Here is a 14,057-nt window from a genome sequence, read left to right on the forward strand (position 1 = left end):
CCACCTTTCCCCGCCCTTTCCTTCCTTCCTTTCACGAGAGGCCGTTCATGCGTCTGCGCATCCACACCGAGCCGTCCCAGGGCGCCTCCTACGACACCGTGCTGAAGGTCGCCCGGACCGCCGAGGAGCTCGGCTTCGACGCGTTCTTCCGCTCCGACCACTACCTGAAGCTGGGTGACGTCGACGGCCTGCCGGGCCCGTCCGACGCCTGGGTGACCCTGGCCGGTCTCGCCCGGGAGACCTCCCGGATCCGGCTCGGCACGCTGGTCACCCCCGTCACCTTCCGCTGGCCGGGCCAGCTCGCGATCCAGGTCGGCCAGGTCGACCACATGGCGGGCGGCCGGGTGTCGGTGGGCATCGGCACCGGTTGGTACGCCGCGGAGCACGCCGCCTACGGCATCCCCTTCCCGGCCAAGCGGTTCGGGCTGCTGGAGGAGCAGCTGGAGATCGTCAAGTCGCTCTGGGAGACGCCGCCCGGCGGCAGCTACGACTTCGAGGGCGAGCACTACCGGCTCACCGGCGCGGTGGCGCCGCTGCGGGCCGGTGACGGCCGGCCGCAGATCATCGTCGGCGGGGTCGGCACCGGCAGGACGCCGGCGCTCGCCGCGAAGTACGCCGACGAGTTCAACACCGCCTTCGTCACCCCCGAGCGGGCCGCCGAGCTGTACGAGCGGGTGCGCGAGGAGTGCCTGGCGGTGGGCCGTGACCCGCGGTCGCCGGAGTTCTCGATCATCCAGACCGTGTGCGCGGGCAAGGACGACGCCGAGGTCAAGGCGCGCGACGAGGCGTTCAGCGAGACCCTGGACGGCAACGCGCTGCGCGGCACGCCGGCCGAACTGGTCGACCGGCTGGGCCGGTTCGCCGAGGCCGGGGCGCAGATCGCCTATCTGCGGGTGCTCGATCTGCACGACCTGGACCACCTGGAGCTGATCGCCTCCGAGGTCCTGCCGCAACTGGCCTGAGCCCGTCGCGGGGCGCGCAACGCCGAGGGGCCGCCGGAGATCCGGCGGCCCCTCGGTCGTGGTGGTCGGCGGTCTCAGTCAGCGGCGTGGGCCACCTCGGCGGTGCGCGGCAGCGCGCTCTCCTCGGTGGCGCCGGCCACGGCGCCGCGCGGCTCGCGCAGCAGCAGCGCGACGACCACGAAGGTGACCGCGCACAGCGCGGCCAGCACCCAGAGCAGGCCGTGGAAGCCCTGGGCGAAGGCCGAGGCGGCGGTGTCGGCGAACGCGCCGCGCTGCGAGGCGGGTTCGACGGTCTCGACGGCGCTCTTCAGCTCGCCCTGGTTCATCAGGTTGGCGAGCGCGGCCGGGTCGTCGGCGTAGCGGCTGCTGAAGCCGCCGAGCTTCCCGCTCACCTCGGACTGGGTGAAGCTGACCAGCAGCGAGCCGGCGACCGCGATGGCGATGGTCTCGCCGGCCAGCCGGACGGTGTTGAACATGCCGGCCGCCATGCCGGCCCGGGAGACCTCGACGCTGCTCACGGCGGCGCCGTCCAGCAGGCCGAAGGAGAGGCCGACGGCGATGCCGATCAGGGCCAGCGGCGGCAGCAGCGTCAGGTAGCCGACGCCGGGCTCCAGCACGGTCAGCCAGGCGAGGCCGACCGCGGTGAGGATCACCGTGAAGGCGATCTGCACCTGGGCGGGGATCCAGCGGGTGGCGTAGCCGGCGATGGTCGGGAAGAACAGCGTCAGGCCGGTGAGCATGATCAGGATGAGACCGGCCTGCTGGGCGCTGACGCCGTCGGCGGCGATGAAGTACGAGGGCAGGTAGACCGCGAGCGGGGTGAACCCGAAGACCACCGGGATGGTGGCGAGCGAGACGCCGACGAACTTGCGGTGCTTGAGCAGGCCCAGGTCGAACATGGGCTCCGACTGGCGCTGCTCGACCACGCCGAAGAGGACCAGCAGGACGACGAAGCCGATGAAGCTGCCGAGCACCAGCGGGCTGCTCCAGCCGGCCTGCGGGCCCTCGACCAGGCCGAGGATCAGCAGCAGCAGCGCGAGGGTGAAGGTGATGGTGCCGGGCCGGTCGACCTTGCTCGCCGCCGGGTTGCGGGAGTCCGCGAGGGTGGGCGTGAGCAGCAGCACGACCAGGCCGATGATCGCGGGCACCAGGAAGACCGAGCGCCAGCCGAGGTTGCTGGTCAGCAGGCCGGCGATGCTGGGCCCGAAGGCGAGGCCCAGGCCGATCGAGGTGCCGAAGAGGCCGAAGGCGCGGGCCCGGGCCGGGCCGTCGAAGGCGTGGGCGAGGATGGCGCTGCCGCTGGTGGTCGCCGCGGCGGCGCCGATGCCGGCCACCGCGCGGGCGAGGTCGAGGACGAGGATGTTCGGCGCCAGCGCGGAGATCAGGGCGCCGCCGCCGAACAGCACCAGGCCGACCTGGAACACCTTGCGGCGGCCGACGAGGTCGGCGATCGAGCCGCTGGCGAGCATGAAGCCGGCGTAGGTCAGGTCGTAGCCGTTGACCACCCACTGCCCCGCCGCCAGGGAGTTGCCGAGGTCGGAGCCGATCGACGGCAGCGCGACCGACGCGCCGGTGATGGCCAGCGGGAACAGGACCACGGTGAGGCAGATGGCGAGGAGCGTCAGCCCCGGCCGGCGGACGTCGTCCTGGGGTAAGGCGGTCGAGGTCATGGGCGTCTTCCTTCGTTGACGGGCGGCCAGGACGGGACCGGCCGGGTAAGGTGTACGACATGAATCAAACAGATCCTAGGAGTGTACGATCCCGCTCAAACACCACTTCGCGCAAGTCGGATGCGAAAGTCACCGCTCGGGCCGCCACTCTGACGCACCGTCATCCGCGTGAGGTGCCGTTGCTGACGGTGCTGCAGGCGGTCGCCGATCCGGTGCGGCTGTCCCTGCTGCGGCAGCTCGCAGCCGCCGAACCCGCCGAACTCGCCTGCGGCACCTTCGATCTGCCGATCCGCAAGTCCGGGCTGAGCCACCACTTCACCGTGCTGCGGCAGGCCGGACTGCTGCTGCAGCACGACGACGGCTCGCGCCGGCTCAACCGGCTGCGCCGGGCGGAGTTCGACGAGCAGTTCCCCGGCCTGCTGGACCTGGTCCTGGCGGACCGTCCGCTCACCGAGCCGCCGGCCGACGAACTGCCGCCCGTCGACGCGTCGGTCACTGGAACGTGACGTGCCGCGGCGTCATCCGGTAGACGACGCGGGACGGCGCGTCCGGCGGGACCGTCGCGTCCTCCACCCCGTAGCGCTTCGCCAGCCGCAGGAACGTCGACGCCGCCGGGTCCGGCTCCACCAGGTCGACCTGGCCCCGGATCTCCAGATAGCGGTAGGGCTGATCCGGGTCGATGACCGAAACCGCCACCGCGGGATTCTCCTGGATGTTCAGGTACTTTCGCCGCAGCGTCGAATTGGTGAACCACAGGTGGTTCCCGTCCCACGCGAACCACGTCGGGTTCACCTGTGGGGAACCGTCCGGCCGGACCGTCGCGAAATGCGCGAAGAGTGGCCGCTCCAGCAGGTCTCGATGGCTCTCAGGAATCACGGGGACTACCCTTCTCTCCGCGCGTTCGGACGGAACTCCCGACATCGGTCGAGATCCTGGCGAACCGCGGTCCGGCCTGTCCAGCAGCGCCGCAGCGGCCTCGGGTGAGCCTTGTGCGGGCCTTGTGCGCCGGCGCCTAGCCTCGGTCGAAACGTCATCGTGCGAAGGGGGTCCGGCGTGTCCAGGTTCACCGGAAAGGTCGTGGCGATCACGGGGGCGGCCCGCGGGATCGGCCGTTCCTACGCCCTCGCTTTTGCCGCCGAGGGGGCGCACGTCGTCCTCTCCGACATCGCGGCCCAGATCGATTCCGTGCCGATTCCGATGGGCACCTCGAAGGACCTGGAGGAAACCCGGCGGGCGGTCGAGGAAATCGGCGCCAAATGCGCCGTGCGGACGGCCGACGTCCGGGTCTCCGCCGAGGTGGACGGCGTCGTCGCCACGGCGGTGGAGGAGTTCGGACGGCTGGACGTCGTCTGCGCCAACGCCGGCCTGTGGAGCACCTCCCCGCTGCTGGACATGACCGACGAGGTCTGGCGCGACATGATCGACACCGACCTGACCGGCGTCTTCCACACCTTCCGGGCCGCGGCCCGGGTCATGGTGCCGCAGCGCGGCGGCCGCATCCTGGTCACCGGCTCGGTCGCCTCCCGGGTCGGCGCGGCGAACATGACCCACTACGCGGCGGCCAAGTGGGGCGTGCTCGGCCTGCTCAAGTCCGCCGCGCTCGAACTGGGCCCGTACGGCATCACGGTCAACGCCGTCTCGCCCAGCTTCACCAACACCGCGATGATCAACAACGAGCTGAACTACCGCCAGTTCAGTCCCGACGACCCCACCCCGCAGGCCGCCGCCGCGGCCTGGGCGAGCCTCATGCCGATGCGCGTGCCGTACATCGAGCCCTCGGAGGCCGCGGACGCCGCGCTGTTCCTGGCCTCCGACGCGGCCCGGCACATCAGCGGCGTCTCGCTCGACGTGGCCGCCGGCTGGAACGCCCAGTACACGGCGTGAGCGGCGGGTAGGTCCCGGGGGAGGCCGTCATGCGGTACGAGGTGCTCGGCCCGCTGCGGGTCACCGCCGGAGCCACCGTGCTGACCGTCAACGCGCCCAAGGTGGCGACGCTGCTGACCGCCCTGGTGGTCCGGGCGAACACGGTCGTCTCCAAGGAGGCGCTGATCACCGAGCTCTGGGACGGCTCCCCGCCCCGCCGCGCGTCCGCCGGCCTGCACGTCTACGTCTCCCAGCTGCGCAAGCTGCTGGCACGGGCCGCGCCCGGACCCTCGCCGATCGTCACCGAGCACCCCGGCTACCTGCTGGCGGTCGATCCGGCCGACACCGACTGGGGCGAGCTGGAACAGCTCACCCGCCTGGCCCGGGCCGCCCGGGCGGCCGGGGACCTGGAGGAGAGCTCCCGCGCGCTGGCCCGGGCGGTCGCCCTGTGGCGCGGACCGCTCCCGGACCCGCGCCGGCACGGCCCGCTGATCGGGGTGTTCGCCGCCTGGGCGAGGACCCGGCGGCTGCAGTGCCTGGAGGACCACGTCGAGGTCGGCCTCGCGCTGGACCGGCACCGCTCGCTGATCGGGCTCCTCTCCGCCCTGGTCGCCGAGCACCCCCTGCACGAGGCGTTCCACGCCCAGCTGATGCGGGCCCTGTACGCCTCGGAGCGCCGGGCCGAGGCGCTGTGGGCCTACCGGCGGGCCGGGGCCACGCTGCGGCGGGAGCTGGGCCTGGGCCCGGGCCGGCAGCTGCGCGAGGTGCACCGGGCGATCGTGGCCGGCGAGCCCGTCCCGGGACCGCACCCGTACGAGGTGGGTGCCGACGCCCGGCCCTGACCCCGGCCGCCGCGCGCCGGGCGCGGATGCGGGAGCGCCCGGGTGGGCCTAGCGTGGCCCCATGGAGCTGTTTCCTCCGATCCCGCTGTCGCGGTGGCAGGACTCCAAGGCGACCGTGCACCGGTTCGCCCAGGTCGTCGGCAAGATCCGCCTGGCGGAGAGCGTGCGGCGCAACCACTGGTGGAACGTCCCCTACTACCTCACCGGGCGCGGCATCACCACCCGGCCGATGGCCCTGCCCGACGGGGGCGGGACCTTCTGCGTCGACTTCGACTTCGTCGACCACCGGCTGGTGGTCTGCTCCTCGGACGGCCGCCGGGTCTCGTTCCCGCTCACCGGGCAGTCCGTGGCCTCGTTCTACCGCCAGACGCTCGACGCCCTCGCGGTGGTCGGCGTGCCGGTGGCCCTCCCGCACCCGCACCCCTTCGACCTGCCCGACGCCGGGCGGCCGTTCACCGAGGACACCGAGCACGCCGCGTACGACCCGTTCTGGGTCAACCGCTACTGGCAGGTGCTCGGCCAGGTCGCCCTGGTGCTGGAGGAGTTCGCCGCCCGCTTCTGCGGGAAGATCAGCCCGGTGCACCACTTCTGGCACACCTTCGACATCGCGGTCAGCCGCTTCTCCGGCCGCCGGGTGGACCAGCCGCCGAGCGTCGACCCGGTGACCCGCGAGGCCTACTCCCGGGAGGTCATCAGCGCCGGCTTCTGGTTCGGCGACGACACCTTCCCCCGGCCGGCCTTCTACTCCTACGCGGCGCCCGAACCCGCCGGCCTGGCCGAGCGCCCGCTGCGCCCCGGCGCGGCCCGCTGGGTCGAGCGCAACGGCAGCCACCTGGCCGTCCTGGAGTACGACGACGTGCGCGGCGGCGAGGACCCGCGGGCCGCGGTGCTGGACTTCTACGAGTCCGTCTACCAGTCCGCGGCCGGCCTCGCCGACTGGAACATCGGCGGCGAGGCCTCGCCCGGCGGCGTCACCGACCCGGTGGCCGCCCGCGGCGCCGGCTGATCTACCGCGCGGTGAGGCGGCGGCCGAGGTCGTCCAGGTACGGGGTGCCGTAGGCGTCCGCGAGGTCGTCGAGGTCGATCATCGGCGGGATGTCGATCACGGGCTGGCGCTCGACCAGGAAGGCCACCGTCTCGTGCACGATCCGGGTCTCGTCGGCCCCGGCCGCGGTGATCCGCGGGTGGTCGAGCACACCGTCGGTGACCCGGATCCGCGTCTCGGCCTCGGCGGCTCCCTCGCGGACCCGGACCAGGTGCTCGTGGTCGCCCAGGGACTCGACCTGGATCTCGACTGCCATGGCGCTCTCCGCCTCTCCACGTGGGCAGGGCCGTGCGGCCGTACCTCGCATGGATGCTAACGCCCGGTCGGCGTGACGGCGGTGTCGGCCGCTCGGGGGCCCGGTCGGCGCGTCGGTGGACGGTCGCGCGGGCGCGCCGGTGCGCCGGTGCGCGCCCGGGACCTTCGGCCGACGGGTGCCTCAGCCGACGGGCGCCTCGGCTGCCGGGGCCTCCTCGACGATGCGGCCGTCGCGGAGTTCGACCACGCGGTCGGCGAGCTCCATGAGGTTCGGGTCGTGGGTGGCGACCAGGATGGTGACGCCCTCGCTGCGGACCACGGCGCGCAGCAGCTCCATGATGGAACGGCCGGTCTCCGAGTCCAGCTGGCCGGTCGGCTCGTCGGCGATGATCAGGTCGGGCTCGTTGGCCAGGGCCCGGGCGACGGCGACGCGCTGCTGCTGGCCGCCGGACAGCTCGCCGGGGCGCTGGTTGGCGTGGTCGGCCAGGCCGACCAGCGCCAGCAGGTCGCGGGCGCGCTCCTCGCGCTGGGCGGCCGGCACCTTGCGCAGCCGCATCGGCACGCCGACGTTCTCGGCGGCGGTGAGCACCGGGAGCAGGCCGAAGGACTGGAAGACGAAGCCCAGCCGGTCCCGGCGCAGCGCCAGCCGGCCGTCCTCGTCCAGACCGCCGAGGTCGGTGCCGTCCAGGGTGATGGTGCCCCCGCTCGGGCTGTCCAGGCCGCCGACCAGGTTGAGCAGGGTGGTCTTGCCGGAGCCGGAACGGCCCTTGAGCGCGGTGAGTTCGCCGCGGCCGATCGTGAAGGAGACGCCGCGCAGGGCGTGCACGGCCCGTTCGCCGGTTCCGAAACTGCGGTGGACGTCGGTGACGGTCACCATGGGAGCGGTCGCGGTGCCGGCCGGTTGCTGCGTCATACGGCGTCCCCCCTGGGCGGGCTCCGGCGCGTCCCGCCGACGGGGCGGCGCCGGATTGTTTGAAGTGTCCATGGCTGCGCGAATCCGGTAAGAGCCGACGTGCCGTCAGGCATGGTCCGGTCGTGGTTCGGAGCATTTGCTCATTACTTGCATCCTTCGCGCAAGTCCCTTCCCTTCTTTGACCGGATCTGACAGCATCGTCCGCTATCCGGTGATCAAGCGCCGGAGATCACCTTGCGGCGCCCGTGGGCGCCCCTCCGCGCAGTGGGAGACGCGAGCCCGGTCCGGGCGGCGCGGTACGGCGCGGACATTCCTGAGGACCGGGGGAGGAACAGGATGCTCGGCTTTGTCGTGCGCCGTCTGCGCGGGCGACTGCCCCTGGCCGCCGCCGCCCTGCTCACCGTACTGATCACGACGGCGGTGCTCACCGCGCTGGTCGCCTTCCAGCGCACCGTCGGCGAGATCGGACAGCGCCAGGCCCTCCAGGGCCAGGGCCATCCGAGGACCACCGTGGTGGTCAACTCCGAGCACGGGCTGGACCGGCGGGCCAAGGACGACGCGGCGGTGGGCGACTACGCCCGCGCCCTCTTCGGCGACCTGCCGACCGAGACCCGCGGCCTGTCCCGCAGCCGCTCCTACGGCCTGCCCGGCGCCCCGGCGGGCGGCGCGCAGGCTGCCCCGGCGGACAAGCAGACGAGCAACGCGGCCGCGGCCGGCGGGCCGGGCGCCGCCAAGGAGGACGACCTCACGGTCCTCGCCGCCCTCGACCGCCGGGACGTCCAGCTGCTCGCCGGCGCCTGGCCCGCCCCCGCCGCGTCCGGCACCGCGGCCCCGGTCCAGGCGGCCGTCCCGAAGGCCGCGCTCACCCGCCTCGGCCTCGCCGCCGACGCCCTCCCCGCCGAGGTCCGGCTCACCGACCGCTACGGCGGCGCCCCGCTCACCGTCCGGATCACCGGCGTCTACCGCGCCACCGACCCCGGCGACCTCTACTGGCGGCTCGACCCGCTGCAGGGCCGCGAGGTCCTGGTCGGCGGCTTCACCACCTACGGCCCGCTGCTCGTCGACGACACCGCCTTCACCGCCGCCGGCATCCCGCAGAACGGCCGCAGCTGGCTGGTCGACGCCGACTTCACCACCGCCGGTGCCAGCGCCGTGAACGCCCTGCGCGAGCGGATCACCCCGGCCGGCGACGACCTCAACAGGAACGGCGGGCTGATCGCCCGCACCGACCTGGCCGACCTGCTGCGCGAGCTGGACTCCAGCGCCATGGTCGCCCGCTCCACCCTGCTCATCGGCGCCCTCCAGCTGATCGTGCTGGCCGCCGCCGCCCTGCTGCTCGTCGTCCACCTGATCGCCACCCGCCAGCAGGCCGAGAACGCGCTGCTCGCCGCCCGCGGCGCCTCCGGCCTGCGGCTCGGCGCCTTCAGCGCCACCGAGGCCCTGCTGCTCGCGCTGCCCGCCGCCCTGCTCGCCCCGCTGCTCACCCCGCCGCTGCTGAGCCTCCTCGGAAGCTTCGGCCCGCTGCGCCACGTGCCGCTGGACACCTCGCTGCGCTGGACCCTGTGGCCGGTCGCCGTCGCCTGCGCGCTGGGCTGCGTCCTGCTCGCCGCCGTGCCCGCCCTGCTGCGCGGGGCCGGCGCCGCCGTGCTGCGCCGGGCCGGCAGCCGCCAGGCCCTGGCCGCCGGCGCCGCCCGCTCCGGCGCCGACCTCGCCCTGCTGGCGCTGGCCGTCCTCGCCTACCAACAGCTCTCCCAGTACAGCGGCGGACTGTCGCCGGACGCCGACGGCCGCCTCGGCCTGGACCCGGTCCTCATCGCCACCCCCACCCTCGCCCTCGGCGCCGGCACCCTGCTCGCGCTGCGCCTGCTGCCGCTCGCGGCCCGCCTCGGCGCCCGGATCGCCGCCCGGGGCCGCGGCCTCGGGCCCGCCCTGGTCGGCTGGCAGCTCGCCCGCCGCCCCGGCCAGGCGGGCGGACCGGTCCTGCTGCTGGTGCTCGGCGTCTCCACCGGCGTCCTCGCCCTCGGCCAGCACGACACCTGGAACACCTCCCAGCAGGACCAGGCCTCCTTCGCCACCGCCGGCGGCCTGCGCATCCACAGCCTCCACACCGACCCGCTCGGCCAGGGCAGCCGCTTCGCCGCCCTGCCCGGCGGCGACCGGATCATCCCCGTCAGCCGCCAGGAGCAGTCACTGCCCGACGGCGGCCACGGACAGATCCTCGCCGTGGACGCCGCCGCCTTCGCCGAGCGCGTCCCGGTCCGCTCCGACCTGCTCGACGGACAGGACCCGAAGCGGCTGTTCACCCCGCTCGCCGCGAACGCGCCCGCCGGGGCCGCGGCCGGAATCCCGCTGCCCGGCCGTCCGCAGCGCATCGAGGCCGACGTCACCTTCACTCCGAACGCGTGGCGGCCGGAGCCGGGCGAGGCCATGCCGCCACCGGTCAGGGCCCCGGACGCCTGGCTGCTGCTGCGCGACCGCCACAACGTCTCCTTCGTCGCCCCGCTGCGCGGCATCCCCGCCTCCGGCGAGGGCCGCGCCACCGCGAACCTCGCCTGGCTCACCGACGGCGGACGCAGCTCGGTGTCCGCGCCGCTGACCGTCGTCGGCGTGACCCTCTCCTTCGGCCCCACCGACGGCGGCACGCTGACCCTCCGCGGGCTCGCCGCGGCCGACGACGCGACGTCGCCCGCCGTGCCGGCCGCCGTCCCCGCCGGCTTCGGCTGGGCCAACCCCGGCGACGGCACCGACCACGACGCCCACGTGGAACTCCTCCCCGGCCGGGCCGACGACCGGACGCTGCTGAGCGCGCGCTACTGGGCCGTCACCGGCAACCGCGGCACGCAGCGCGCCGTCATCACCCCGGCCGGAGCCGAGCCGCCGACCGAGATCACCGGCGTCGCCACCCGCGGCTACCTGGCCGCCACCGGCTCCGGCGTCGGCTCGACCGTGCGCGTGCCGTTCGGCCTCGCCACCGTGCAGGTGCGGATCACCGGCGAGGTCGAATCGCTGCCCGTCGTCGGCGGGAACGCCCTGCTGGTCGATCTCGGCGCCGCCGGCCGGGCGCTCGCCGCCACCGGCCGGGAGACCCCCCTCCCCACCGAGTGGTGGCTGCCCGCCGCCGGCCCGGACGACCCGGCCCCCGCCCAGGCGGCCGCCGCCCTGCGCGCGGCCCCCAACACCCCGGGACTCCAGCTCCGCGACGAGGTCGCCGCCGACCTGCTCGGCGACCCGCTGAGCGCCGCCCCGCAGAACGCGCTCGCCGCCATCGCCCTCGTCACCACGGTGCTCGCCGCGATCGGCTTCGGCGCCGCCTCGGCCGCCGCCGCGGCCGAGCGCTCCCGCGACTCCGCGCTGCTGCTGGCCCTCGGCGCCCCCAGGCGCCGTCTGGTCCGCACGGCCACCGCCGAGCAGGCCGTCCTGGTCGGCCTCGGCACCGTCGTCGGCCTCGCCCTCGGCGCGTTGATCGTGCGGCTGATCGTGCCGCTCGTGGTGCTCACCCCGGAGGCCCGCCGCCCTGTCCCGGACGCCGTCGTCGACCTGCCGCTCGGCACCGCCGTGCTGCTGGCCGCCGCGATCGCCGCCGTCCCCCTGCTCTCGGCCCTGCTCGGCGGCCGTCGCCGCCGCGACGTGGCCCAACGCCTGCGGCACCTGGAGGAGATGTGACCAGCCCGGCCGGATCCGAGGCCCCCCGGCCCGCCGACGCCGGACCGCAGAGCGCCCACCGCCCCGCGGCGTGGGTGCGCACCCGGCTGCGCGCGACCCCGCTCGCCGCGCTGCTCACCGCCGTGCTCGCGTTCGGCACCGTCTTCCTCGCGGCCGCCTTCCCGCGCATGCTGGACCGCAGCGCCGACCAGGGCCTGCGCGAGTTCCTCCGCGACCGGGGCCCGGCCGCGACCAGCATCCTCGCCACCGCCGACCTGCGCGGCGAGGCCGAGAGCCTGGACCGCGACGCCGCCCTGCTCACCGCGCACACCGGAGCCACCTTCCGCGTCGCGCCCGGCGGACCGGTCTACGGCAGCCGCAGCGGCAAGCCGCGCCCCCTCATCAACCCCGGCCTGGCCAGGCCCGAGAAGGCCGATCCGATGATGGACCTGCTCTACCTGCAGGGCCTGCGCGAGCACGTGACGCTCGCCGAGGGCAGCTGGCCGGGCGCCCCCTCGGCGGTGGGACCCGTCCCGATCGCGATCAGCCGCGACGTCGCCGAGACCGTCCACATCCGCCTCGGCGACGTCCTGCAGACCTCCTCGGCCACCAGCGGCGAGAAGTCGCCCAGCGCCCAGGTGGTCGGCATCCTCGACGTCAACGACCACGACGACCCCTACTGGACCGAGCTGCCCTGCCCCAGCCGGGCCTGCCTCAACTACACCACCGGCAAGGAGCCCGCGGCCTACTGGCACATCGCCGGACTCGTCGACGGCTCCGCCCTCCAGCCGCTGCGGACCTGGCAGACCGGCGCGCAGGACTTCTGGCGGCTGCCCGTCGACGTCGACGGCCTGCGCGCCGACCGGCTCGCCGCGACCGACCGCGAAGTCGCCTCCTACCTCACCGGACCCACCGCCAACACGCTGGCGAACGCCAGCCGCCGCCCCGACCTGCACTTCGTCTCCCAGCTGCCCACGCTGTTCCGCCAGGCCACCGAGCGACAGGAGGCCGCCGCGCCGCTTGCCGCGATCGGCCCGGCCGGCCTCGCGGGCGTCGGCGTGGTCGTGCTCTGCCTGGCCGCCGCGCTCACCGGCGACCGGCGCGCCGCCGAACTGCGGCTGCTCCAGGCCCGCGGCGGCTCGCGATCCGGCGTCCTGCTGCGGCTGCTCGGCGAAGGCGCGGTGACCGTCCTGCCGGCCTCCGCCCTCGCGACCGCGCTCGCCCTGTGGCTGCTGCCCGCCCCGCGCTGGGGCGGCGCCCTGCTGGCCGCCTCGGCCGTCGCCCTGTTCACCCTGCTCGCCCTCCCGCTGCGCGCCGCGCGGCTGTGGGCGCGTCCCCGGCCCGGCCTCGGCCGGCGCCGCCTGGTCGGCGAACTCGCGGTCCTGGCCCTGACGATCACCGCCGTGGCGGAGGTCCGGCGGCGCGGCGTCGCCACCACCGGCGAGAGCGCCGACCCCCTGCTGGTCGTCGCCCCGCTGCTGCTCGCCCTCACCGGGGGACTGCTGCTCGCCCGCCTCCAGCCGCTGCTGGTCGGCGCGCTCACCCGGGTCGCCGCCCGGCGCCCGGGCGCCGTCGGGTTCCTCGGTCTGACCCGCGCCGCCCGGGGCACCGGCGGCCGGCAGGGCACCTCCGTGCTGCCGCTGCTCGCCCTGCTGCTCGCGGTCACCACCGCCGGCTTCGGCGCCACCGTCCTGGGCGCCGTCGACACGGGGCGCACCCGCGCGGCCCGGCTGAGCGTCGGCGGCGACGCCTCCGTGATCGTGCCGATCGGCGTCACCGTGTCGAGCGCCTTCGCCGACGAGGCGGCCAAGCTGCCCGGCATCCGGGCCTCCGCCCCGGTCTGGGCCGACACCGAGGTGTTCGTGCTCGGCGGCAACGGCACGACCCGGGTGTTCGCCGTCGTCGCCGATCCCGCCTCCTACGCGGAGATCTCCCGCTCGCTCGGGCGCGGCGCCTTCGACCCCGCCGTGCTGTCCGGCGGCGCCGGCGGACCCGACGCGGCCGTGCCCGTCCTGGTCTCCACCGCACTCGCCAAGCAGCTCGGCGGGGACGCCACCCACCGCCTGCGCCTGCCGAACGGCGGCGAACTGCTCACCTCCACCGCCGGCACCGTCGACGCCACCCCCGCCCTGCAGGGCGAGGACCGGCTGTTCGTCGTCCTGCCGGCCGCCCCGGCCGTCGCCGCCGCCCCCGAACTCGGCCGCGCCAACCTCTGGCTGGCCACCGGGTCGGTCGACGAGGGCGAACTGCGGCGCCTGGTGCGCGAACGGATCGCCAGCGACGCCGAACGCGCCACACGCGCCACGATCGCCGGGTCCGCGGGCCAGGGGGAGGGCCTGCCGGCCGGCTACACCGTGCGCACCAGCGCCGCCGTCACCGCCCAACTCGCCGACGACCCGCTCCAGGACTCCGCCGCCCGGCTGTTCTGGGCCGCCGTCCTCGGCTCCGGCGCGCTCGCCCTGCTCGCCGTCCTGCTCACCCTGGTCCGCGCCGCCCCCGAACGCACCGCCCTGCTCGCCCGGCTGCGCACCATGGGCCTGCGTCCCCGGCAGGGCCTGGCGCTGATCCTGGTCGAGACCCTGCCGCAGACCCTGGTCGCGGCGGTCGGCGGCGGCCTCGTCGCGCTGGCCGCGGTCGCCCTGCTCGGCCCGTCCTTCGACCTGTCGATCCTGGTCGGCGCCGAGATCGCGCGCGGCCTGCCGGTCGACGTCCCGCCGGTCCTGCTGCAGACCGCCGGTCTCGCCGCCCTGATCGCGGCCGGCGTCGTCGCCGAGGCGCTGATCGCCGGCCGGCGTCAGATCACCACCGAACTGCGGGCGGGGGACCAGCGATGACGCCCCCGTGCCCGACCGGAACCGACACCAC

General features: G+C 75.1%; 11 protein-coding genes. 7 read left to right on the top strand and 4 right to left on the bottom strand.

The features are described 5' to 3' along the window. The first annotated feature begins 47 nt into the window (after positions 1–47). The gene (locus ACFVUH_RS21225) at positions 48–962 is read left to right on the top strand and encodes a TIGR03560 family F420-dependent LLM class oxidoreductase (protein ID WP_355361199.1); all 915 of its coding nucleotides are present in this window, start codon (positions 48–50) and stop codon (positions 960–962) included. 74 nt (positions 963–1,036) lie between these two features. On the opposite strand, the gene ACFVUH_RS21230 is transcribed toward ACFVUH_RS21225, so the two are convergent. Beyond that, entirely contained in the window at positions 1,037–2,632 is a 1,596-nt protein-coding gene (locus ACFVUH_RS21230; protein WP_387914888.1) for an MFS transporter, read from the bottom strand. Between the two features lie 173 nt (positions 2,633–2,805). On the opposite strand from ACFVUH_RS21230, the gene ACFVUH_RS21235 reads away from it, so the two are divergent. Next, complete coding sequence (locus ACFVUH_RS21235; protein WP_355361195.1) at positions 2,806–3,138, top strand: helix-turn-helix transcriptional regulator; 333 nt, start codon at positions 2,806–2,808, stop codon at positions 3,136–3,138. Here the strand turns inward: ACFVUH_RS21235 and ACFVUH_RS21240 are convergent. Continuing rightward, positions 3,125–3,508, bottom strand: coding sequence for a PPOX class F420-dependent oxidoreductase (locus ACFVUH_RS21240; protein ID WP_355361193.1), 384 nt, complete (start codon positions 3,506–3,508; stop codon positions 3,125–3,127). The two genes, ACFVUH_RS21235 and ACFVUH_RS21240, sit on opposite strands and share 14 nt — an antisense overlap. Before the next feature lie 177 nt (positions 3,509–3,685). Here ACFVUH_RS21240 and ACFVUH_RS21245 point away from each other — a divergent pair, with 177 nt between their 5' ends. From ACFVUH_RS21245 to ACFVUH_RS21255, 3 genes are all read left to right on the top strand, one after another. After that, positions 3,686–4,516: a mycofactocin-coupled SDR family oxidoreductase gene (locus ACFVUH_RS21245; RefSeq protein ID WP_387914889.1), complete on the top strand. Its 831-nt coding sequence runs from the start codon at positions 3,686–3,688 to the stop codon at positions 4,514–4,516. 29 nt (positions 4,517–4,545) lie between these two features. After that, positions 4,546–5,337, top strand: a complete 792-nt coding sequence (locus ACFVUH_RS21250) for an AfsR/SARP family transcriptional regulator (protein ID WP_355361189.1) — start codon at positions 4,546–4,548, stop codon at positions 5,335–5,337. Positions 5,338–5,398: 61 nt separating this feature from the next. Continuing rightward, positions 5,399–6,343, top strand: a complete 945-nt coding sequence (locus ACFVUH_RS21255; RefSeq protein WP_387914890.1) for a DUF5996 family protein — start codon at positions 5,399–5,401, stop codon at positions 6,341–6,343. Position 6,344: 1 nt separating this feature from the next. Here ACFVUH_RS21255 and ACFVUH_RS21260 read toward each other — a convergent pair whose 3' ends face one another. Beyond that, positions 6,345–6,638: a hypothetical protein gene (locus tag ACFVUH_RS21260; protein ID WP_355361185.1), complete on the bottom strand. Its 294-nt coding sequence runs from the start codon at positions 6,636–6,638 to the stop codon at positions 6,345–6,347. Between the two features lie 180 nt (positions 6,639–6,818). After that, positions 6,819–7,550: an ABC transporter ATP-binding protein gene (locus ACFVUH_RS21265; RefSeq protein ID WP_387790980.1), complete on the bottom strand. Its 732-nt coding sequence runs from the start codon at positions 7,548–7,550 to the stop codon at positions 6,819–6,821. 336 nt (positions 7,551–7,886) lie between these two features. Between ACFVUH_RS21265 and ACFVUH_RS21270 the strand changes: the two genes are divergently transcribed. Both ACFVUH_RS21270 and ACFVUH_RS21275 read left to right on the top strand, forming a co-directional pair. Next, positions 7,887–11,213: an FtsX-like permease family protein gene (locus ACFVUH_RS21270; RefSeq protein ID WP_387914891.1), complete on the top strand. Its 3,327-nt coding sequence runs from the start codon at positions 7,887–7,889 to the stop codon at positions 11,211–11,213. After that, a complete protein-coding gene (locus ACFVUH_RS21275; protein WP_387914892.1) occupies positions 11,210–14,026 on the top strand; it encodes an FtsX-like permease family protein in 2,817 nt (938 codons plus the stop codon). The genes ACFVUH_RS21270 and ACFVUH_RS21275 overlap by 4 nt, the downstream gene beginning before the upstream one ends. Positions 14,027–14,057: the final 31 nt, after the last annotated feature.

It is taken from the genome of Kitasatospora sp. NPDC058032 (assembly GCF_042885845.1).
GTDB lineage: Bacteria > Actinomycetota > Actinomycetes > Streptomycetales > Streptomycetaceae > Kitasatospora.

Excerpts from the sequence above, each read along its gene's own strand:
- ACFVUH_RS21260 (WP_355361185.1), bottom strand. The coding sequence starts at position 6,638 with ATGGCAGTCGAGATCCAGGTCGAGTCCCTGGGCGACCACGAGCACCTG.
- ACFVUH_RS21265 (WP_387790980.1), bottom strand. The coding sequence starts at position 7,550 with ATGACGCAGCAACCGGCCGGCACCGCGACCGCTCCCATGGTGACCGTC.
- ACFVUH_RS21230 (WP_387914888.1), bottom strand. The coding sequence starts at position 2,632 with ATGACCTCGACCGCCTTACCCCAGGACGACGTCCGCCGGCCGGGGCTG.
- ACFVUH_RS21255 (WP_387914890.1), top strand. The coding sequence starts at position 5,399 with ATGGAGCTGTTTCCTCCGATCCCGCTGTCGCGGTGGCAGGACTCCAAG.
- ACFVUH_RS21270 (WP_387914891.1), top strand. The coding sequence starts at position 7,887 with ATGCTCGGCTTTGTCGTGCGCCGTCTGCGCGGGCGACTGCCCCTGGCC.
- ACFVUH_RS21225 (WP_355361199.1), top strand. The coding sequence starts at position 48 with ATGCGTCTGCGCATCCACACCGAGCCGTCCCAGGGCGCCTCCTACGAC.
- ACFVUH_RS21250 (WP_355361189.1), top strand. The coding sequence starts at position 4,546 with ATGCGGTACGAGGTGCTCGGCCCGCTGCGGGTCACCGCCGGAGCCACC.